This window comes from Limnohabitans planktonicus II-D5, from assembly GCF_001270065.2.
GTDB lineage: Bacteria > Pseudomonadota > Gammaproteobacteria > Burkholderiales > Burkholderiaceae_C > Limnohabitans_A > Limnohabitans_A planktonicus.
In genome coordinates this window covers 39,746-64,317 of sequence record NZ_LFYT02000017.1, presented here as the reverse complement: position 1 = coordinate 64,317, position 24,572 = coordinate 39,746, and the positions used below count along the sequence as shown (strand labels likewise).

Annotated in this window: 1 protein-coding gene (cut by a window edge); it reads right to left on the bottom strand. The window is 65.1% G+C overall.

The annotated features are described in order from the left end of the window. Window positions 1-24,572: the 5' portion of a DUF4347 domain-containing protein gene (locus tag H663_RS33530; RefSeq protein WP_116695886.1), read on the bottom strand. It extends 4,102 nt beyond the left edge of the window; 24,572 of the gene's 28,674 nt are visible here — the first part of the coding sequence; its start codon is at window positions 24,570-24,572; the stop codon falls past the left edge of the window.

Sequence of the window (24,572 nt, the reverse complement as noted above, 5' to 3'; positions counted from 1 at the left end):
CCAAACATCTGGCCAAACTGGAAGCGGTCATCGCCCTCGCCGCCATCCAGGGTCATGAGCGCACTGTTGTCATCCACAAAGAATTGGTCATCGCCCTTCAGACCCATCACCACGACACGTCCGGTCTGTGTGCTGTCGTAGTTGATGCGCTGCACAGGCGACTGGTAGGAGGTGGCATGACCGTCCACGATGGCCACGGGCACCAGCCGCGCGATGAAATTGCTGCGCACCAGGAAGTGATCGGCCGACGAGCTGCCCTCGATGGCCAGCACATTGGCACCATCCAGAAGGTCGCCTGTGTCGTGCACCGTCACATCCAGGCCGATGGCGTCACCCTGCAACTGCAAGGTCACGCGGTCACTGCCACCGCGCCCGTCAACGCTGATCGGATCAGTTGTGTGGGGCAAGGCATGCAACACGATGGCATCGTCGCCACCAGCCAGGCTGTCCAAGGAACCCAGCACCTGGGTGGGGCCGGTCAATTGCGTGGCGTCCAGCGTGATGAGGTCATCGCCCCGTCCACCCGCCACCCGGATGCTGCTGCCGCTCACGGTGCCCGAGAGGGTCAGGCTGGTACCGCCTGCGTCTTGCTTGCCGGTGTCGCCCAGGTCCACGGCAATCTCGACCGCGCCGTCTGCGCTGATCTGTGCAAGCGCGTCTTGCCTCAGCGCATCGGCCGCGTACAGGCCCAGCGTGCCGCTGGCATTGAGCACGGTGCCCGCCGAGAGGACCAGATCCTCGCCAGCGTCGGCCGTGTCGCGCATGCGCAGACGGAGGTTGCCCGCAAGCGCCCGCACCGTGCCCAGATACAAGGGGCCCACCATGCCCGTCAGGTGAACACCCGCAAGCGCCGACGCATCCAGCAAATGGGTGCCGCGTGGATTGACTTGCAGCGCAAACTCATCGGTGCCCAGGCTGCCTTCCTCGGCAAGCAGCGTGATGTGGTCCGCTTCGATGCGGGCACCGTCATCGCTCCCCCAGGCGACGATGCTGTCCTTGGCCGACAGCCATGCGTCCTGGGTGAGCGATCTGGCCGAGACCAAGTGCAGGCTGCCCCCGCTGGCGCGCACACGCAGATCGTCATGGGCCGACAGGGTGACCGAGCCGTTCACGCTCACCTGCATCCAACGTGCGCTGCTGCCGATCTGGCCGGTGGCGCTGTTGGCCAGCAGGGTGGCGGCCACCAACGACGTGCTGTCGTCGGCACGGGCATTGAGGATGTCACCCCAAGCGGCGAGGTTCACGCTGCCCTGGCTGGCCTGCACGTCATCCAAGTCGATAGCCCCTTGCAAAGATGTGAGGGAAATACTGCTGAGCTGGCTCACAAGGCGCTTGGCCGTGAGCGCGCCGGTGGCCGTGACGTTCAGCGCATCACGCACTGTCAGTTCGTTCAAGGACACCGTGCTCATGCCGGTGAGCGTGGCACCGCCCGCCGTGACGTACGCCGTGTCCAGCGACAGCGCACCGGCGGCGTTCACGGTCAGGCCAGTGCTGGCGCTCAGCAAATGTCCCGTGACAGCGGCGCTGCCGGCCAGCGTGATCGCACCGTGCATGCTTTCAAGGCCGTTGGCCGTGAGCGCTCCGGTGGCCGTGGCATTCAGCGCATCGCGCACCACCAGCGTGTTCAGCCACATCGTGCTCATGCCGGTGAGCGTGGCGCCCCCCGTCAAGACGTGCACAGAGTCCAGCGAGAGCGAATCGGTGGCGCTCACGTTCAGGCCAATGTTGGCGCTCAGCACATTACCCGTGACTGCGGCGCTGCCGGTGAACGTGATCGCACCGTTCCTGCTGAGAAGTTGGTTGGCCGTGAGCGCGCCAGCGGCCGTGGCGTTCAGCGCACCCTGCACCGTCAGTGCGTTCAAGGACACCGTGCTCATGCCATTCAGCGTGGCAGCGCCCGCCGAGACGTTCACCGTGTCCAGCGACAGCGCACCGGTGGCGCTCACGTTCAGGCCGGTGCTGGCGCTCAAGTTCTCGCCAGTCACGCCTTTCCTGCCGTCCAGGGTGATGATGGCGGCGCTGGACTGGCGCAGTGTCAAGGCGTCGGTGGCGCGCAACACCAGCCCTTGCTGGACGTTGACGTGGGCCAGCTGCAGCGAACCGGTGGCATCGACCGACATTTGGCCCATAGACACCTGGATCGAACTCTGCTTGGGACCCAGCTCCACCACGTCCATGCCGGATACGGCAATCAGATCGAGATCGCCGCGCTGCACATTCACGGTACCCAGGGTGACCGGGTCAAGCAGACGCACCCACGCGTTGCCGCCGGCCGTCATGTCCAGACGGTTCGCGCCGGTGCGCACGTTCAGGTGGGCGGGTGCCACAAGGCCCGAGGACGCGCTGCCAATGTCCTGCGAAGCCAGCAGGGCAACGCCCCCCACGCTGCTGGTGATGTTGGGCAGCGCCACCAGCGCCGGGTCATTGACGTTGCGGATGCTGCCTTGCGCCGTCTGCAGCCGCACGCTGCCCATGGCATCGATGCGCCCCAGGGTGAGGTCACCGGTGTTCACGGTGATGCTGACCGCGCCCTCGGAGGTCACGATCCGGTTCACATTGAGTCCGCGGGTCATGGCCTGGAGCTGGATGTCGCCCTTGGCAGAGGCCGTGAGCAAACGCCCCTCACCCACCTCAATGCCCAGCGCGCCCAAGGCTGCATTGCCGATGCGACCGCCCGCGGTGTTCAGCTGCATGTGGCCGCCTGCCGAAACCACCTGGGTGACACTGCCGGAGGTGGACACGATGTGGCCTGTGGCGCTCAGCCTGACATCGGCACCACCGCTGATGGACTGGATCTTGAGGTCCTTGTTCGACTCCAGAGACACCCCTGCACCGGCATGGGCCGACACTTCCTGGCCGATGTCCAGGGTGATCGGGTCAAAGACCTGCACCGTCAGGCGCTGCGGCAGGTCCTGACGGATCGCATACAGATGGCTGTCGCTGTTGGCTTGCTTGTCCGGGTCGAGGCGGAACAACTGGCCGCCTGCCTGACCGCCTGCCTGATTGATGCGACGCCACTGGTTGACGTTTGTCCAAAACTGAGCCGACAACAACTCGCCTTGGGTCGCGGCAAATACCTTCGTGCGGGTGGTGGGGTCCACCGGGCCCACATAGACATAAGCCCCCTCAGCACCTGCCACCGTCACACGAACCGACTCATCCCGGCGGATTTCCAAGGTCCCTGAGGAACTGGCACTGACACTGAAATCCGTCTTATCCACCGCATACAAACCGTAGTCGGCCTTGACCTTCTCCCAGCGTGTTTCATCCGTGAAATCGGCTCGGGCCAAGTCCACCGTGGCATCGGCCAACTTCCAGCGGTACCCACCGTAGCCGCTGCCCTCATGCAAGACAATGCTGGCGGCGTTCAGGGCCACGGGCGAAGCTGCGTTGGCGGCCACCACGGGCGTGACCACCTCCCACTGCAAGGCGTTGCTGAACTCGGTCGTGTAAGCGAAATCGCTGGCCGATGCATCCCCCACCGGCCCTTTGTAACGCAGCAGTTGGTGGGTCACACCCAGCACATCGCCCACGCTCACCGAAGCCAGCAAGGCCAGTTTTTCAGGCGCAAGCGAAGCCAGGCCTTGGGACATGTCCAAGGTGGTCGGCGCAGCCACCCTTCCAATGGCGCTGCCAGCCGTCACAGTGACCCGACCGCCCGCCTTGATCGCATTGAGCGAGTTGACAGCGAGTTTTTCGGAGCCGCCTCCGGACAAACCGGAATTGGGGAACAGCACGGTGTCAAACAGGTTGCGGGCAATCGGATTGATGCTCGCCTGTGTGTCGTCTTCTGGGCGGGCAAATTTGAAAACGTAATTCGGGTCATAGTGGCCCGGACGATCGGCCAGCGCCTTCACGCTGGCCTGGCTCAGTTCAATCACATCCAGCGTGGCGACTGCGCCACCGATCAGGCGGAACATGCGCTGCTCGCCCGTTTTCAGGGATGCCGACAGGCTTTGCACCGGGACGGTGACTGGGCTTGCCAATTGGGCATTGGCCAGCGTTGTGGCCAAGCGCAAGGTTTGACTGTCAGCGCTGACCACTGCAAAGTAAGTGCCGGCGGTGAGGTTGGCAACACCTTCGCCCACCACGACAGCATCTCCGGTGTGCAGCGCCACGCCATTGGCAAAGGTGATGGCATCGGTGGTTTGGCTGTCGCGGGTTCCCAACTGGTCACGTTCGGTCCATTGGCGCTGCTGCACCACCAAGCCCGCAGGCTGCTGGCCAGGCTCCACACCCAGATTGACCACAACCGGCTCGGTGGCCATGGCGTTTTCTCGGCTTTGCGCCAATTGCAAGCGCAGGCCCGTTGCATCGACCACTGCGTAATAGGCCACGTTTTCCTGCAAGGACCCGGGCAGCAAGCCCGACAGGAACACCGGCGTGCCGGTTTGCAGGTTCAGCGGGGTGTTGAACACCAGGCTGGCAGTCTGGCTGTCGTAGCCCGTCCAGTTCAGGGTCTGGGCAACGGTCGTGGTCGCAGCCGCGCCCAACACACCCACCCACAGGCTGTGATAGGCCTGGGTGCGCTGAAGTTCGTGCAGGGCCACTTTTTGCAGATCAATGCCGGTCGCTACGCTTTTCTGGGAACCATTGGCATTGAAAACAGAACCGGTCACGGCGCGCAGCACGATGTCGCCCCCGGCCTGCACCGATGCGCTGGCCCCAGAACCGCTGCGCGGCGCGACCAGGCGCAGATCGCCTTGGGTCTGGGTGATGTAGAGGCTGGCGCCAGCCCGTGCGGCCAAGCCACCCGGGCCGTAATCGCTGGCCAAGATATTCAGCGCGGCATTGGACGAGCCGATGCTGCCCGCTGTTTGCAGGTCGATGATGCGGCCCTGGATGCGCGGCGACTCGGCTTGGCCCACATAGCTCGGCAGCGCGGCGCTGGCTGCGATGTCGCCTGCTGCGATGATCGTGACATCGCCCGCCATGGAACGGATCAGACCCACATTCACTGCGCCGGGATCGATGCCCTCGGCCAGGGTCACCAGGCGAATGTTGCCCTGCGCCTCCAAGCGCAGCGGTGTGGCCGCTGCAGTGGCCGAGCCGGGCAGTGTGACCACGTCGACACGGCCCGTGGCTCTCGCGCTCACCAGGCCCCGAATGAAGGTGCCTTCGGTGCCCACAATGTTCTTGCCCTGCAGCGTGACCGTTCCGCTGGCACCGCTGTTCAGACTGCCGTTGTAGGTGATGTTGCCCAGGCTGGTGATGGCAATGTTCGAATGGTCAGCGCCTTCCATGAACGTCAAGGGCACCGATTCATCGGCCTTCATGCTGAAGGTGTAGTAGTCCTTGCGACCGGCCACCTCGACCGATCGGGTGTGATAGGTCGTTTTTTGCAACCAGCCGCCGCCGGTTTTCCATTGTTCATTGGTGAACACGGGGGTGCTGGTGCTCTTGCGTTCAAAAGCCACCGACAGGCGCGAAGTGTCCGAAGCAGCGCCATATTGCAAAGCCTCGGACTGCAGCAGTGGCTGGGCATCGGTGTACACACTGACCACGGAGTCCCAACTGGTGCTGCCGGTGTTGATGGCCGCCCATTCACCGATCAGGTTGAAAGAGCTTTCGCTGCGGTAGCGGGTTGTCGTTTGGGTAAAGGACTGCCCCTCCACAAACACATAGCGCAAACCCACCACAGGTTGGAAGGCCATGCCGGTTTTGGACAAAAGTGTCGGCGCGCCTTGTGGGGTGTAGGTGATGCGTCCCGACGAAAAACTGCCGGTGTAATCGGTGCGCTTGATCGGTGTGGCGCTAACGCTGCCGGCATATTCCCAAACCGTGCGCTGTTGACGCTCCGGCTGATTGTTTTGTGCCGGGATCAGGTTGGTGATGGAGATTTTGCCGATGCGGTTGAACGAGGTGTCCATGCGGTTGAGCACCAGCGCCGCGCTCGACTGGTTGTTGATCTGCACATCGGCGTAACCGTTGGCCACCTTCAGTTGGCCGTTGCCGGTGCTGAACACCTGGCCGGTGATGTTGATCTCGCCCCCGGCGGGCGCGATCGGGTCCAGCACGATGGCTTGCAAGGCAGCATCCCACCACCCGCTGACGGGCACACCGTCGCTGCCAAAGCTCAGACCTGCCAATGGCCGGTTGCTGGCATCGGCCAGGCGTGTGGTGCCCTGCGGCGAGACAAAAGAAGAGGCCACGTTCAAGGTGATGGATTGCACCCCGCTTTGAATCACCCCATCGATGTTGACGTAGCGCGCGTTGATGTTGATCGCGCCCTGGGACAGCACCCGACCCGGCTGCTGGCCTTCTGCGGTGAGGGTGAGCGCTTGATTCGCGGCCACGCTGGTGTTGCGCGGTAGACCTTCGGCATTGAACACAGCGGCTCGGTAAGTGTTGCGGTTGATTGCCGAGCGCGGGTCCACACCCGAGTGGAACCAGCCCAAGGAGTTCAGGTTGAAGTCGCCTTTGGTGGAGACGTCCAGCGGCGTGCCCCTCAGGGTGCCCGAAATGTTCAGACTGCCTTCCTGGTTGTTGACGGTCACACCGCCCGTGCTGTTGTAAACCGTGCCCAAGAGGTACATATCCTGAGCCACCTGGGGCTGCGGCACACCTGAGCGGTAGGCACTGGGTTCGTAACGCTGCTGCAAGAGGCTGATTTTTGTGGTGGCGGCATCGGAAGCGGAAGCGGACGCGGACACCGATCGGACCGCGACGTTGTTGAAATAAACGCTGCCCGGCGATTGAACGGTGTACTGGCCATCCACGATGGCCACACGCGTGGCATCTTGAATGGTCACATCGCCGACTGCCAACACAAAGGGGGTGCGGTTCTCCACCCAGATCGAGGCCCCGGCGCGAGGTGCCAGTTTCCCTTGATCGGCTTGGGTCGTGATGAGGCTCTTGCTTGAAGCCTGCGCTTCGACAAAAACCGACCCTGCAGAGGCGTTGAGGCTGGGAATCACCAGGCTGACGATGCCGTAATCCCGCGTGGCCGGCTGCCCGTCCACCAGCAGCCCCAGCGTCCTCATCTGCTTTTCGATGAGTTCAACTTGCGATTGGTACAAAGCCACCGCCGCCGGCTCATTGCTGTGGCTGGCGATCCAGGAGCGCACCTGGTCACGTTGCTGGATCAGCAAGTTGCCCGCACTCTGGAATGTCAGCACCGGCTGAGGCGTGTTGGCGGCGCGCAAGACGTAAAACGCCTGGGCCAAGGGCTCAGACAGCGTTGCTGTGGCGTTGCTCAGGTAGAAGCTGCGACCCTGTGCAATGCCCGCCCAGGCCGAATCGTTGTTGGCCACTTGGCGCCACAGGCCGGTGTTGCTGAAATTTTCAGCCGACAACAGGCGCTGCACGCCAGTGGTGCCTGGCCCGATGTACTGGTAATAGGCACCCACGGTACCGCCAGCGCTGTGGTTGGCCGACACCTGAACAATCGACTGGTTGGTGACCACCACCGTGGGAATGGCGGAGGTATCGAGCATCTGATACACATAGTCCACACCCGCAGGCAGTTGCTGATCACTGGCCAGGCCCTGGTTCAAGGCTGCAATCTGCCCCTGCGTCAAGTGCAGCGCTTGCCCATTGGACAGTTGGGCGGCCAGCCCCGGCTCCGTGAGTTGGCTGATCGGCTTGATCTGCAGCAGCGTGCGGTTGTTCACCCCCGCATTGACCTTGGCGCTGTCTTGCACTTGCACTGTGCGGGTGACACTGTCGGTGTCGTCGCTGATGGCAGGCCCGCCATAAGGCGGCAAGGAGATCGAAATCACCTGCCCGTCCGCCACGGTGCGGTCGCTGCCACGGGCGCTGTCCATGGCGATCAAATAGGCATTGCCCAGCGCCTCGATCAGGGCAGTGCCTTGCACTTTCACCGAATCGGTCTCATCAATTCGGGCATTGGCCACGGGGACCGAAATGGTGGGGAGCATCGAGAACGTGGTGATCTGCGAGTCGGCGGTACCGAACAGCGTGCTGATGTTGCCCGCCGAGTTGCGCCCGGCCAGCAGGTACACATTGGCCCCACGGATGTGCGCATTGTTCACGTCCACCGTGTTCAAGACGTGTTGGTCAGCTGTGGCCTCAGCGCCCGCGCCGCCGGTCAGTCCCGAGCCCACCACCAAGCTGGCGTTGGCCGACACCAGCGAGTCCGAACGCGTGGACAGGTAGATGTCCCCGGACTCGTTGATCAGTGTGGCACTGCCCAGGTTCACGCTCGATTCTGTATACGTGTTCACCCGAGACAGGCCCACGCTGATGCCCACCAGGCCCGAGACACCATACATGGCCACACTGTCATGGGCCACCACTTGGGTGAAGGCCTCCAGCTTGAGGGTGGAGGGATCGCTGAAGCTGCCGGTGGTCACCAGTTGCGCCCCGTTGCCCACCGTGATGTTGGCACGCAGCGTGTCTCCAGACGTGCCGATGTCCGTGCTGCTGGTCATGGCGGTCACACCCACCAGGTTGCCGGTGCCCGAACGCAGGTTGGTGGAGTTGGCGTAGCGGTCCTTGCGCAGGGAGTTGATCGCGCTCAGCGAGATGTTTTTCGCACGCACCGAGGCCCCATCACCCACCGACACGTCGGCTCGTGCTTTGAGCACATTGGCAGTGCCACCGCCCGATCCGCTGGCCATGGCCAGCGCATAGGCGTCAGCGGCGCTGTCGCCCTTGCCGTCGTTGTTGGCGCTCAAAGAAAAGTCGCCGGTGGTGATCTGCACGCCCGCGCCCAGGCGAGCCGCATTCACCGTCAAGTCACTGACTTCGGACTGCGCCCCCATGGCTGCGTAGGCACCGCCTGCCGCAGCAACGCTGCTGGCTTCCAAATTTGTTTTGCCGCTGGCTGTCACCACCACAGATTTGGCGAAGACCTGTTGGCCGTTGCCGGTGATGGCGGCCACCGAGGTGTCGCTGCGGTTGTCGAAACCCGCGCGGATTTTGGAGACCATGCCCCCGACGGCCACAACCCCGGCAGCCCCCCCATCGGCAGACGTGGACGCCTCGTTCACGGTACGAGAACTGACCACCAAGGCACCGTCCAGCGTCAAAGTGCTGCCATCGACCAGAGCGCTGGAGGTGCCCTGCAGCTTGGCTGTGGCTTCGGTCCCCTGAGCGGCCACCAGGCTGGCCGAGACGCCCACACTCAAGGTCCTGGGAATGTAGGTGTAGACCGACGAGGACACCGTCAGGTCGTCGCTGGTCAGAGCCACACCCCGGACAGTGGCCGAGACCACAGACTTGACCTCGTTGCTGACCAAGCTGACGCCGATGGCCCCCCCAAAGCCAATGGCCACCGTGGTGCCCACCGCCGTGGCCGACAGGCGCGCCGTGTCTTGCGCCACCACCCGCACATTGCCCATGCTGTTCAGGGTGATTCCACGGACTTGGGACGAGACGCGGTTGTCCACGGTGTTGCGGATGTCGATGCCGCCACCCGCGCCCGCAATCAGCCCAGCCGACACGTTCACGGCCTCGGCTTCCACGCCCAAGATTCGGGTTTGGTTGCGCATGGCCGTGTCCGCATCAGCGGACACATCCTCGTTGGCCGCCACCCGCGCATCCCCATACACGGTGAGGGTGTGGGCCGTGTCCGCGCCCACGTCGGCCACGATGGCCTGGCGCACCGCGTTGTCCACGATGGAAGCGCCCACCGAGATGGCACCGCCGATGCCTATGGCTGCCGAAATGCCGACGCCCACCGCCATGGCTTTGCTGACCTGCACGCTGCCCAGAGCAGCGATGTCCAACTGGCCCAACACGGTCGCGTCAGCATTCCACATGCGGGCACGCACGGCCCCGGCCAAGTCGTTGTAAACCCCGACGCCGTTGCCAGCGGCAGACACGGCCCCAGCGCCTCCCGAGATCGCGACTGCGGCCGAAAAGCCCGTGATATCGACCACATCTTTTTGGCGTGCTTCGATCTGCAACTTGCCTGAAGCATTGACACTGCCGCCGATCACTTCGGCGGCAGTCATCATGCCGCCTGTGGTGGTGAACACATCACCCGTGCTGCCCAGCGCCACACCGTTGAGGGTCGCACCGACCTGGTTTTTCGCAACGCTTGCACCCACCGCGACTGCACCCGCCGTTGTACCGGCCGCAACAGCGCCAGCCGTGGAACCAACCAGCGCATGCAGTGTGCTGTCTCGGGCAGCGATCAGCTGCACATCGTCAGCCATGCGCGCCCACTGGGCCGCGTCGTTGAAGTTCAGGCTCGTCAGCGCCGGGCTGGTCCCCCCATAAGCCAGTGGTGCACTGCCCAGGTAACGGTACAACTGGCCATCGACCCGTACCCGGTCTCCCGTGGCCATCGAGCCGGAAGACGCGCTGCTGGTGTGCTGCGCAGCCATGGTCGTGAGGGTGGCGTTTTTCGCCACAGCCAGCACCTGCCCGGTCAAGGTGTTGTAGGCCCCTGCCCCTGCACCGCTGACGGCAATGCCGGTCGCACCGCCCACGGCAATGGACAGCGAAACGGCAATCGACTCAGCCGACAAAGCGGCAGACTGCGTGGCGCTGATCATCAGTGCGCCATCACGCGAGTCGAGCATCGCACCCGCCTCGGCGGTGGCCCACACCGTGTTGTTCAGCGTGTTTCTGGCGATCGACGCCGCAATGCTGGCAGTGATGGCGGCCCCGCCGCTCATGGCTGCTGCAAGCGCTGCAGCCCCCACCACGGCCTGGGCCGATGACGTATCGGAGGCCAACACCGACAAACCGCCCACGCGAGCGCTGTCCAGTCCCGAAGTCACTGAAGCCGCATGGATGGTGGCGCGCACCGGCATGGCCGTCTCATTGGTCACGCTGGCTCCGGCACCCGAGGCACCCAGCGCCCCACCACTGCCACCCGCGATGGCAAAAGCACCCGCGCCCACACCTGCCGTGATCGAAGAAGTCAGTTTGGCTTGAACCTTCACGGCGGCCTGAGCCTCGACCGTGGCTCCAGACGCGATGCTGGCGAACACGCCCGCTTGGCTGTCGGCGGCTGTGCCGATTTGGTTGGTGGCCAAAGAAGCCCCAATGGCCAGACCCAGCCCCGCATCGCCACCCACGCCCACCGCTGCGGCCACTGCGGCCACTGTGGCGTTGACTGTGGCAGCGAATTCACTTTTCACCTCGAGCGAGGCGACCCGCAAAGTAGCCGCTGCAACCTTGGACTCGACACGGGTGCCGATTTCATTGGTGGCATGGGCACCGGCCCCCGCCAAGGCAATGCCTGCGCTGCCAGCGAAGGACGCGGACACGCTCGCGGCCACCGATGTTGCTTTGATGGAGCCGTTGGCATGGGCATCGACCAAGGTGCTCGTTGCTTTGACCGTGGTCAAGGGGGCATCGATGCTGGCCAGCACATGGTTGGCCACTTGGTTGCGTGCCAGCGCCACGCCAATGGTGAGCGTGAATCCGATGGAGCCCGTCAAGGCTGCGGCCACGGCGGCGGACCCCACATCGGTGCGCAGCGTGGCCTGATCCGTGGCCTGGACCGTGAGCGCGCCAGCTTCGACGGTGCGCGCCGTGCCATCGTTGGAGCCGATGGTGGCGGTGATGTCTTCCTGCACCTTGTTGAGGGCATCGGCGCCAGCGCCAGCGCCTGAAGCGCCATGGCCGGGGCTGAGTGTCGCAGCCACTGCAGCCGCCCCCACCCGGGCGGTGACGGTGCTGGCATGGATGGCTTTGACATCCAACGCACCTTGAGCCGTGACGCTGGCATTGGAAATCCGGGCCAGCGTTTCATTGCGGCTGCCCTCCGAGAACGCCCCACTGTCGCGGTTGTAAGCGGCACCTGTGGCATTGCGCGCGCGCGCCACACCCATGGCCAGGGCAGCACCACGGCCACCCGAGACCGACACCGAGGCACTGAAGGCCAGCACCAGCGCCGACAGCGTGGCCTCGTTGTCCGCCAGCACCGTCACGGCCCCTTGGGTGGTGACGGTGCTGGTGTCCAACAGCGCCTGCACACTGCCCGCCAGCACGTTCACCGCATCTGCCCCCCCGCCGCTGAGCGTCAAAGCACTGTCACCGCCGGCTGCAACCGAGACGGCGGCACTGATGGCTCCGGCCTCATAAGTGCTGGTGCGGTCTGCCGCGATGCGCAGCCCGCCTGTGCGGGCGGCCAGGCCGTTGGCTGCAGCGCGGCCTGCGGTCACGGTGCTGTCCGCCACCTGCGCTTTCACGGTGGAGCTCAGCTGATTGTTGGCCAGGGTCACCCCCACAGCGATGGACTTGCCAGCGCTGCCCGCCACCACGCCCCCCACGGTCCAGGCCTTGATGGTGGTGTTGCCCGAGGCCTGGACCACCACATCGCCCAAAGTGGTGACGGTGGCACGCAAGATGGTCGCACTCACCGTGCTGATGGACGTGTTTTCCGAATAGGAGACGCCAGCCGAGGCCGCCGTGCCCGAGAGGCTGAAATTGGCCCCGATCGACAGCAAGCCGCTGCCCGCGATGAGGGTGCTGTCGTCGCTGGCACTCACCGTCAATGCGTCGGCGGTGACCGAGGAACGGGCCACGCTGAGCGAAGCCGATCCCACCGTGGCGCTGACGGCCCGCTCGATGTCATTGAGTGCAATGGCCCCAGCCATCGACAGGCTGACCTTGCCCGTGGTGCTGGTGGCCGCAGCCACGCCAAAGCTGATGGCCTGTATGTCGTTGTGGGCCTTGGCCGTGACCTTGGCCTTGCCCGGGGTGGTGACGGTGGTGGCGATCAGTTCACTGGTCACGTCGCCGCGCACCGTGTTGTCCGAGACGGCGATGGCCGCTGCTGCAGAGCCGTTGCCGCGCACACCCACCACCACACCCACGCCCCCAGACAGGGCAAAGATGGCGGTACTGTCTTGGGCGGTGACGGCCAGGCCATCCTCACCCGTGGCAGGCGTGGCCGTCAGGGTGAGCGTGCCCACATTCGACAGCGTGGCACGGGTGTCTGCCAGGATCTTGTTGATGGACACCGAGCCGCCGAGCGCGAAACTGGCGGTGGCGGCTGCCCCGGCAATGGTGATGGTGCCAATGCGCGCTTCGCGGGTGGCGTCGATCTTCAAACGCCCTGCGCGCAGCTCGGAGCTGGCCGCCCCGCCATCGAGCTTGGCCAGGAGTTTGGAGCGGCTGTCATCGCTGCTGTTGGCGGGTGAGGCACCGATCATGTTGACCGCGATCGAAGCACCGACGGCGGCTGAGCTGCTGGTCGGTTGCGTCACCCCTGCCAGCGCCACCGCCCCGGCGATGCTGCCGATGTCGGCGTCATCGGTGGCGGTGACCGAGAGCAGGCCGTGGATGTCCAGCACCGGCCCCGTACCCGCAACACCATCCGCTGGCGCCGCGTTCAATCCGGTGATGGTGGCCGAGACATCGCTCTTGATCCAGTTGAGGGTCACCGAGCCGGTGCCCGCCACCTGAGAGGCCAGCGCCGCACCCACGGCGAGCGCAGCGATCTGGCGGTCCAGCCCTGGCGGCAGGTCCTCAGGCCGCGCAAAACGGGCGTCGACCGACAGATCGCGCCCGGCCTTGACCCGCGCCTTGTCAATGGACGCGGTGACGGTGTCACCCACCTGGTTCACAGAAAAGGCAAAGCCGACGGCCGCTTTGCCGCGCAGCGTCAAGCCAAAGTTGCCAGCCAAAGAGGCAATGGCCGCGCTGTCGTGGGCGGCCACCTGGACATCCCGGCCAGTGCTCAGGGTGCTGGCCGCCCCGATCGTGGCGGAGACGCTGGAATGCATCTGGTTGACCGAGAACGAGCCGCCCAGGTTGTTGGAGTCTCCCCCTGCGGCCGCGCCGATGGCGATGCTCGTGATGCGCGAGGCCTGAAGCGCCACCACGCGGGTGTCTGCGGTATCCACCGCCACAGTGGCGGTGACGCGGGACAGGCTGGCGCGCACCGAGTCCTGGATCTCGTTGACGCTGAGGGCCGCGCCTGCATTGGTCTTGCCTGCCAGGGTGACCGAAACGGCCGCCGCATGCAGGGAGGCACCATTTGTGGCCAGCACCGACAGCCCGGTCTGCGTGCTGATCGTGGGGGTACTGGCCTGGCCAGTGACATGGGCATCGATGTCCATGCGGCTGATGTTCACTGCCGCAGCGCCCGCGCCTGCAAATCGGCCGCCGTTGGCACCGCTGCCCGCCACCGCCACGGCCACGATCGGAGCGCCAGCGTCGGCGGGCAAATCGGCCACCACCGAGCCTTGGGCGATGCGGGTAGACAAGCGCTCAAAAGCCCCGGCGTGGCCGCTCTTGGCACCGAGCGTGATCGCTACCGGCGTCGCGTCCATGGCATCGTCATGGCTGGCCGCCAGGCGCAGCACGGCAAGACCGCTTGCATCCGCCTCGCGGATCACGTAATACACCGTGGCATCGGACAGCCCGCCAATGGCACTGCCGCCCGCGCGCCAGCGCAGCGCATCGCCGGTGGCCAGCGTGGACAAGCCCGCGCCTTGCACGGTCCCACCGTTCACACGCCCGGCGGTGAAAGCGCCTGCACCGCTGAGCGACACCGTGGTGGAACTGCTGGCGCTGACCTGGCGTTCAAAACGCACAGACGTGCCTGCCAGCGTGCCCAAAGCCACCCGCGTGGGGGTGGCCGACTGCGCATCGGAGACCGATTGCGACAGTGCGATGGTGGTCGAATTGGCACCGCTTGGACGCACCACGTAGTAGGTGTCACCGTTGATCAGTCCGGAAAGCGTGCCCGCTTCAGCGCGGTAGACGATGGCGTCCCCCGCTGCCAGGCTGGCAAATCCCGCATGGCTCAGCTGGTTGTCTGCGCCCACAGCCGTTCCCGCAAAGGGTGTGAGCGCCGTGGTGGCGCGCGTCAGAGTGACCGCCATCCCGGTGTACGAGGGCATCAGCAGCGTGCGAGGTGATTCAGCCGTCGCGTCCGACGCGCTCAGGGCCAGGCGAATCGATTGGCCGGTCGCATCGCTGGCCACCTTGACCACATGGTAAATCTGCCCGTCTGACAGCCCCGCAATTGCGCCGCCACTGCTGGCGGTGTAGACGACTTGATCACCGGTGTGCCAGGCGGCGAAGTCGGCATGCTTGAGGACGCCCCCGGTCTGCACCGTGGGTGTCACGGTGATGGTGTTGTCGGCTGCGATGCGTTCCACGGTTCTGGCCGCAGCAGACCCTTCGGGCGGCGCTTGCGTGGTGGCCAGCACCTGCAGCTGCCCGCCTGCAGTGGCCGCAGCATCTTCCAGGAAGGCCCACACACGGGCCTTGTCGCTGCCGACATCGGGGGTGACGGTGATGCTGCCATCGGATTCGGTGGTTTGCCCACCGGTCACGCCAGAGCCGGTGGTCACGCTCAGAACACCTGGCGCATTCGGGTCGATGTTGCCCCCCAACATGTTCACCACCACGGCAGCGCCCAGGGCCGTGCCGCCGGAAGAAGCGGCAGCAGCCAAAGATGCGGCAATGAGCGAGCCAGCCAAGGTGGCGGTGACGCTCATGTCAGCGCCAGCGTTGACCGTGGTCTTGCGAACATGCGCGTCCACTGCGCCGCCGTACAGGTTGATGGGCACTGCGCCTGCAGCGGCCAAGGCAGAGCCCGCGCCAGCGGCCGCGCCGCCCGCTGCGACCGCCACCATCAACGGGGTGGCCGTGGCCGCCAGCGTCAGCGCACCGTCGGCATCCACTTGGCCGCCGGGGTTGACGCTGCCCGCTTCAATGGACGCACGCGTGGTGCCATTGGAGCGGTTGAAAGCAATGGCCGCGCCGATGGCCGAAGCGCGCGATGTCGAGACGGCTGCGCCGCCGGAGACGGCCATCAGTTTGGCGTTGTCGGTGGCTTTCAGGGTGATGTTGCCGGTGGCCTTCAGGTCGGTGCCTGCGCCCACGGTGCTCTGGCCGACATCCACCAGGGTGTCCAGTTCCAGCAGGTTGAGCGCGACCGATCCGGCCCCGGCAAAGCGTGGGGCGCTGCCACCAGCGGCTTGGGCCGCCACACCCACGCCAAGGGCGGCGCTGGCCAGCGTCAGGCCGTTGTGGGCAGTGGCCGTCACGGAAGCGGCCTTCAGCGAGACGCTGTCCACGGCGGTGTAGATGCCGCCGGCCACATCCTGCAAGGCCAGGGCCACGCCCAGGCCGATGCCGCCACGGCCCACCGCACCGGCCACGGTGACCAAGGTGCTGTCGTTTTCAGCGTGCACAGTCACCGCACCCGCAACGGGGGCGGCAGAGGCCTTGCGCACATTACCCAGGGACGCACTGACCACATGGTCGATGCGGTTGACCGCAAAAGTGCCCGAGGCACCCACACCGCCAGGGGAACTGCCCACGGCCCCTGCCAAGGTGACGGTGGCGCCATGGCGCTCTGCTTTGACGGTCACATCACCGGAAATCGACACCTGCGCCAAATCAGCAACACTGGCCAGCGTTCGCCCGTCATCGAGCCCCACGGCCACGGCAGCGCCCAGGCCAGCGCGCCCACCCCAACCCGCAGCACCAGCCAGCAGCACCGCTGTCTCTTCGTGGGTGGCACGCACATCCAGACTGGACAGGCGTGTGCTGGGACCGGGGCTTGCTGCGAGAACGTGGGACACCCCCGCTTGCACCTCACGCGTGTCTTTGCGCAAGACGATGGAGCCGGCCACGCCCGTGCCTCCAATGGCACCTGCGCCGCCCAGACCGGCAGCGGCAGCCGCTGTCCAACCACGCCGTGTGGCGTGAACGGTCAGGGTGCTGGCGCTCAGGGCACCGGCTTGCAACACGGCTGCCCGTGTGGCACCACTGAGCGTTTGTACCGCCACCGCACCGGCCAAGCCAACACCGGAGATGCCGTCGGTGGCCAGTGCCATGCCGCCTGCCAAGGCCAGGTGGTTGGCGGTGTTGTCAGCGCTGATCGTGAGTGCTTGGGGCGATGCGTCGGTGCCCACCTTGAGGGCACTGGCCAGGCGCACCAAGGCCTGCGTTTCGTCGCTGACAACTTGCACCGCCACAGAGCCGGAAATGCCCACACCGCCCTTGCCGGGGCTGGCGTTCATCTCCTCCAGGGTCTGGGCGGACTGCGAGTTGGAGCCCATGCGATCAGCGCGGGCTTGGAGCAGGGGGTTGGTGATGGAAAACTCATCGGGTTCTGGTGCCGGGCTGGCACCGGTGGCCCGCGAACCGGCCAATGCCAGCGCGAAGTCAATGCCTGAACTGGCAGCTTGCACCGTGACAGGCCCGCTCACCGTGACATCGCCACCTGCGAGTGCGCCATCACTGTCCAAGTTGCCCAGCACCGCACGGGTCTTGCGATCGAACACGGTCACAGCCACCGAGGCACCCACCCCCGAGGACGAGCCCTGCGCCGCGGACCCGGCGATGTTGATCAAGTGCGTGATGTCATTGGCGGTGATGGACAGGCTGCTGGCATCGACGGCGACACCGGCCTGAATCTGGGCCAGGGTGTTGTTGCGCACATCCAATCCGATGCCCGAACCGTTGACCACGGTGCCACCGCCGCTGCCCCCTGATGCGCCCAAGGCCACCAACAGGGTGCTGGTTTTGCTGTCCACAGACAAGGCCTGGGCAGCCACACGAGCGCCCGCCAGAATGCGGGCATTGGCACGGGTATCGAGCAGCAGGGCCTGCGCGTTGGCACCCACCCCAAATGAGCCCTTGTCGCCCGTGCTCACGCCCAGGGATGCTGGTTTTGCATCAATCGTGAGTGATTTTTTGGTAAAGCTCAACTGTCCTGCTGTGTCCGGCTGCTGGCTGGTCAAAAAATTCTTGGGCACGCTCAGACTGGGCAGCCCAAACTGACCCGACAAAGCCACCAGGTCGTTGACCGTTTCGGCACGCACCGACACCTTGCCCTTGGCATGGCCCGAATCGGTGACGGGATTGATGACCGCATGCGAGCCCACCTCGGCCTCCGATGAGCGCTCCAAAATGATGATCGATACAGCCCCCGCCATGCTGCGTGTCTTGCCCAAAGCACTGGACTGGGTCCAGGTGTCCACCACCGTAGACAGGCCCCAGGTGTTGTCAAAAAAGCCGGCCAGATTGGCCAGAAATTGGGTGGCTGCCATCTTCTGCGGTGAGCCCAGCGACTTCCATCGGGTGACGTCCGAAAAGTCCTCTGTGCCCAGATCCACATCCCCTTGCTGAAACAGCGCTTGGTAGCGTGAGCCCACATCGCCGCCACCGGTGTGCCCCTGGGCCACATCGACCGTGTCTGACAGGCGCACCGTCACCACACCTTGGGTGGTGCTGTGGGTGGCCTGGGACATAAAAGGCGTGGCCAGGTTGTAGTAAGCGAAGGATTTGGGATCGATCTGGTTTTTGGACGCGGCATGCACGTTCAAGGCGACGGGCGCAGCCATTCGCACGTTGTTGACGGTCACCTTGGCTTCGTCGTGGTATTTGCCATAGGCGAATGCGATGGCTGTGCTGGAGCTGCTTTCGGGTGCCGCTGTGGCGGGCGTTGCGGAACCGCTGTCGGCTGGCGCTGGCTTGGGCGGCTGCGCCTTGGCGCCCGCCTTGATCTTGGGCCGACCCGTGTTGAGCGCTTCCAGACTGATCGAGCCGGCCGCAGACACCTCAGACGACGGCCCCATGCCACCGCCTGCGATGGCTTGGTTGTTCCCCACATCCAGCGTAGCCTGGGTTTGGGTGAAGTTCAGGGCCACCGAAGCGCCAATTTCTTTTTGAGTCGGGGGAGAAGTACTCTTGAAATATTCAGTGACAGAGTCCTTGAAAGCCTTGAGTTTGTCGGTCACCGGGGCCAATTTGCTCGGTCCGGTGCTTGGCGCAATGCCCAGCTTACTCATCAAACCTGAGCTCAGAAAGCTCCCGCCCGCCGAGACGCTTTTAAGCCCCCCAAAAAAGGCCTTGAAGAAAATATCATTGACCAAGTTGCCGCCAGACTGGGGCGTGTTCACACCCGACATGGCGCTGACGCCCTTGGCCTCACGCGACAACACGAGCGGCACAATCGACAGGGGTTGAGAGCCGCGCATGTATGAGGACAAGACCCGAATATCGCCACCGGAATCCAACTGGCCAGCCAGCTTCAGGGTGTTGGTGCTGTCCTCAATACCGATGGCCACGGAGAGTGCGTATTTGCCCTCGGAGTCGGAGGTGGTCGACACGCTGTTCGCCAGCATCCGGGTGGTGGTGTCGGCCGTGATGTCGATGTTGCGCCCTGCGCTCAGCTTGGCGCTGTTGGCCACATCGACCGTGTTGGTGACGTTGGCTTTGGCCACCGCCAATGCCACACCATAAGATTTGTCAGACAGTGACTTGGCCACGGCACTGACAGCTGGGTCCATATGACCAGAGATGGCGATGTCCCTGCCCGCAGTGATGGTGCCAGCCACCGTGACCACGCTGGTGGCCTCGACGCTGGCGTAGGCAGAGGCCGCGCCTATCAATCCACCGAAAATGGGCGAGGCATCTGTGGCCACCACGATGGAGGCGCGCACCGTCGCATCGCGTTGGGCCTGCAGTGTGCTGCCGTTCTCCAAGGTGAGCGTGACGGTGGCAGTGGTCTGCGAAATCGCAGAGATCGGTGCCGCCATGTCCAAGAGGCCTGCCCCGGCGCTCACGATGCGGCTGCCCAAACTTTTGTTTTGAGGACCCTCGCCGGTGGTGACAGAGCCCAGCAGCTTGATGTCGCGGCCATACAGTGATGCGTTGGACTTGACCGTCAAGTCGGTACTGTACGTGGAGCCGTTGTAGAGCCCTCCGACGTGTGTCGGACCAAAACCGTAAGAACGCGGCGTGTCGCGCGCCTGCACCAAAATGTCACCTGCGCCGGTGCTGCTGCGGGTGTCCAGTGTCAGCGCCTGGCTGCCACCGTCGCCCAAGGTGATCGAGCGGCCTTTGAAGGTGAGCTTGCCGCCCTGGGTGAGGATGCTGCCACTGGCCAGGTTGACCGTGGCCTGCTCCACCAAAACGTCAGTGCCATTGGAGTCGATGAACACTTGACTCGCAGCCGGCCCCTGCGGCATCGAGAACGCCAGGGTGCGCACGCCACTGGCCTGTGGGTTGAGCGTCAGACGGGTTGACAGATCGTTGGGGTTGTTGCTCCGGCCATACTCAAGCCCCAGGCTGGCCCCATCCGCGTTGTCGAAACGGGTGACCAGGGCCTGCGGTGGGCTGGCCAAACTGGCGTTGATCACCACTTGGCTGCCCTGGGGCAAGGCCTTGAGTGCGCTCACCAGCAGATTGACGGTGGTCTTGCCAGGGCCAAGCTCCAGGGTGTCGGGCGACGCGGTGTCGATCCAGACCGATCCGGTAAAGGCCTTCAGGTCAGCCGTGCGCGCGCTGGTGGCTTTTGCAATTTTGAGCGCCTCGATGCTCGCCATGGAAACAGTCTGCGTGCCGCCAGACCATGCCACTTGTGTGTTGGAAGCCGTCAGACTGCCCGATGGGACGAATTGCAGGGTGTCCTTGCCGTCTCCACCGGTCACGCGATCCCCAGCGCCTGCAAGCAACAGGTCGTCTCCAGCGCTGCCCGTCAGGGTGTCGGCCCCGGTGCTGCCGATCAGCTCAGTCGTCCAAATGCCGGGAGTCAGGGCTGCGCCGGTGATCACCCCCCCACTGGCGCTCACCGTCAAGCCCAACTGCTGTGCAGCGCTGGACTCCCCCAGGTCTGTCACCTGGAAAATGGCACTGCCTGAGGTCAGATCGGTCATGACCAAGAATTGGCCATCGGCCGACAGTTCGGTCTTGAGCTGGCCGCTCACGCTCAGTTGTTCCACCAGTTCACCGATGGTGGCCAAGGGCCCCAGCTCGAACCGCAACACGCTGGCGTCTCTCAGCTGCACAGCGATGTCTGCCGAGGCGTCGAGCATCAAACCCAGGCCCTGACTGAGGAGACTCAATTCGGTCGACGCCTCGATGCGGCCACCGAAACCGGAAACATCCAGCACACTGCCCTGGCCGAGCGCTTGGGCAGACATGGCGTTGAGCAACAGGTGCTCCACCCCCCAGGTGTCCAGCAGGATGTCGGCACCCCCCTGCGGCGAGACGGTCAGTCGCGTGTCTGAAGGGTTGACGCCGGTGCCGGCTGCGGCACGCACATCCCCAACGGCTTTGAGCTCCAGCACATCCCAGCCCCCACCGCCGTCGATTTGGCCCCGTGCATGCCTGAGCACGAGCTGATCGTTGCCGTCCCTGCCGTTCAATTCGCTGCGCACCGTCAGGCTGCCGGTGAGTCGGTCACTGCCCTCAGAGCCGATCAGTGTCACCACACCCTCCAAGCTGGTGGGCGTGAAATCAGTGGCGTCGATCACGCTCGCACCCACTCCCGAGATGAGCTGCGCCGATTCGATGGCGTCCAGCGTATCGAGCAACGCTGCGCCGTTGACCCAGGTGCTGATGGAGGTGGCTGCCGGGCTCGTGAGCTGGGCGGTGAACTGGGAAACCGCCTGCCCTGCCAGACGCCCGGTCAATTCAATCTTCACCTGCGTGCTGCTCAGAATCTCGACCTCGATGTCTGAAGAAGCCACGCCTTCAAGCGCCGTGAGTGCAGCGCGGATGTCCGACTCAGTGGCTTTGGCCGCCAGCGCGCTGGTGGTTTGCGCCTGGTCCTGAGGGGTGACTTGGAGGGTCAGGGTGAAATGCCCGCTAGAGGGCCGTGTCAGGGTCAGGGCGGCACTTGAGCCATCCGACGCGTCCAGTGTGGTGGTGGTGAGGAGGTAACGCGAAGCGCCAAACTCCAGCACGGTATCGGTGCCCGCATTGCCATACAAAGCGTCCCCGCCCTTGTCACCGCTCAGGATGTCATTGCCCGAGCCGCCGCGCAGGGTGTCAGCGCCCTCTTGGCCGAACAGGCTCACGCTACCGGCGCTGAAGGCCGAGGCATCGATCACATCGTTGCCGGTGTCGCCCATGAGCGTCGCGGCGGTGATGCTGCTGGTGAAGGGGTTGCCAGCCATGCTGCCGGTGAAGTCATTGCTCAGCCAGGCTGCGCCGTTCTCGGTGTAGGTCAGCGCAGCGTGGGTCAAAACGACGGTTTGGGCCAAGCCCCGGCCAAAAGCCGTCTCTGCCACCCGGTCTTGCCCCCCGCCGCCGTGGATGAGGTTGCGACCCGCCCCGCCCGAGAGCACATCGGCCTGGGCGGTGCCAACCAGCGTGTCGTCTCCAGCGCCGCCACTCAGGGCCACCTCGCCCTCGAAGCCGCTGGCGTCCAGCACGTTGGCACTGTCGCCACCGGTCAGGTTCATGGCCTCGATACCGCCCAGCGTCACCGTCGCTAAAGGGGCCGCGAGCGCACCGACCGTCAGCACCGAGCGGGTGATCGGGGTGCCGGAGCCGTCGGACGAGTTGACCAGTTGCTGGCTGAATTTAAAGTCAGCGTCGCGCCGCTCGACCAGGACGTCATCGCCCAGCCCCCCGTCTATGGCATCCACACCGCCAGCCCCGGACAGGGTGTCATTGCCCGCACCACCACTCAAAAAGTTGGCATCGCTGTTGCCAACGATCATGTCGTCAAAGGCACTGCCCGTGACCTGCAAGAAGCCCGACATCTCAGACAGCCCGGTGGCCCGGCCACTCGTCAAGTTCACCTGCACAGCCGTTTCATAAGCAGCGTAATCGAGCCGCCATGCACGGCTGGCGCTGACCTGCAGGGTCTGCAGATTGTCCATGCGAAGTGTCACATCGGACGCCCGAGCGCCGGTGATCTGCACCTCGCCCTGCGCCAACACTTGCACACGGGGCTGATCAGTGCCCGGGGCAAGCTGTGGCAATGCGCTCAGGTCCAGTGTGTTGTCTACACCGCCCACCAAGCGGCCCACCCTGTCGGCGCTGGCCTTGCCCAGCAGGATGGTGGCATCGGATCGGCTCACGCTGAGGGACTGGTCAGCCGCAAACGCGAGGGTGTGCTCGTCGTCGGTATCGCTCAGGTCCAGGGTGGATGTGCCCCGTGTGTCGGTGATGGTGACGTTGCCAAAACCGGTGCGAAACACATACTGGTCATCTCCGGCCGAACCCAGCAAAGCGTCGTTGCCCTCCCCCCCGTCAAAGACCACACGTCCGCCGAAGTGGGTCGCATCGAGCGTGTTGGCGCTGGCCCCCCCCACCAGGATGGCCACTTCCAGGCCGCCAATGTCCACCGTCGTGACCTGCGAGGCTTCGCCCGCTGCATGGAACAGCATCTGTCCACCGCCTGCGGCAAAACGCACATCGCCGTCCATGGCCACCATCAGGGCATCCGTTCCGGTGCCGCCCGTCAAGCTGTCCTGGCCACTGTCGGCCTGCAGCACATCATTGCCGCCGCGCCCGTCCAGCACGTCCTGGCCGCCCTGGCCGTCCAGCAGGTTGGATGCCTCATCGCCCTTGATCACATCACCAAAGGCCGAGCCCCGCACATTCGTGATGCCGCTGACTGTGGTCAAACCCGTGGCGGTGCCCGCCGCCAGGTCCACCGAGACACCTTGGGTGTAGAAGCTGTAGTCCAGGGTGCGCCCGCGCGAGGCGTTGCCGCCACCGGCCAGCGTGGCGACACCTTCGATGCGCAAGCTGGTGCCGCCTGTGGGTGAGACCAGCGAGAGCACGCCTGTTGAAAGCACCCCCACCGTCTGCTCGCCCATGACTTGGGCCAGGTTGAGCGTGGTCTGCCCGCCAGTGAGGATGCGGGCCACCTGGGCACTGCTGGCCGCATCCAGCGTGATGCTGTCGCTGCCCTTGACCAGCAAGAGCGAGCGGTCCGCGCCCAGCGTTGCGGTGACGCCCGTGCCCCAGTTGCGCAGGTCCAGCGTGGTGGCCCCTTCGGTGTCGTTGACGAGCGCGCGGCCAAGGCCGGTGCCAAAGACATAGGTGTCATTACCCGCCTGGCCCGTGAGGACCGGGTCGGTGCCGCTGGCCGTCAGCGTGTCGTTGCCGTTTGTACCTGTCTGCGTGGCCAGCACCTTTTTCCAGCTTCCCAGGGCCTCGCCAGAAAGCGCCGCACCGGGCAGCGAGCCGGTGGAGACTTCCAATGCCCAGTTGGCCCCATCAGCACCACCCGTGGCATCCAGGGAAGCATGCACCGGCGCGCGCAGCAGCGCCGACAGGCCGGTGACGAAGCGCAGGCCCTGGGTGCTTTCAGCCAGATTGCAGCCGTACAGGTACAACTGGCCGTCCCGCGCAAAGGCTTCGCCCCAGCGGGCAAAGCGATCGGCCTGAGCGCTGAGCAGCGCCTCGTCGACGACGGTGTTGCCCAGAACCAGACGGCCGTCACTCGCATGGCTGACCAGGTGCACCGCCCGAACGTCGCGCGCAGTGGCCAGGATGTCATCGATCTGCTCCAGCGCGTCGCGCTGCGCGTCCAGCACCAACACCGGGCTGCCGCTGGTTTGGGCCAGCACATCCAGCAAGGCAGTTTGCGAGGCCAGGCGCGAGTCGACGATCAGCAGTTGCGCTGCCGACACCTGCTGTCCCGATTGCTGCCCCAGCCATTGGCTGGCAGGCTGCACCCGCGCTGCCTGGGCCTGGCCGACTTGTTGCGCGGCCAGGGCCACCGGCGTGGCTTGCAGGCCACTGGCGGCCACACCCTGAAGTGGCGTGCGTTGGGGTTCGGGTGGGGGCACGATGAGCAACTCGCCCGACAGCAGCACCCGAGGTTCAAGTGCCTCCATCGCAGGGCGCACAGCGGCGGCCGGGGGCACCCATCCAGGTCCGCTGGGTCGTTTTTCCGGTTGCAGGGAACGAAACCAGCGCTGGACGGGCAT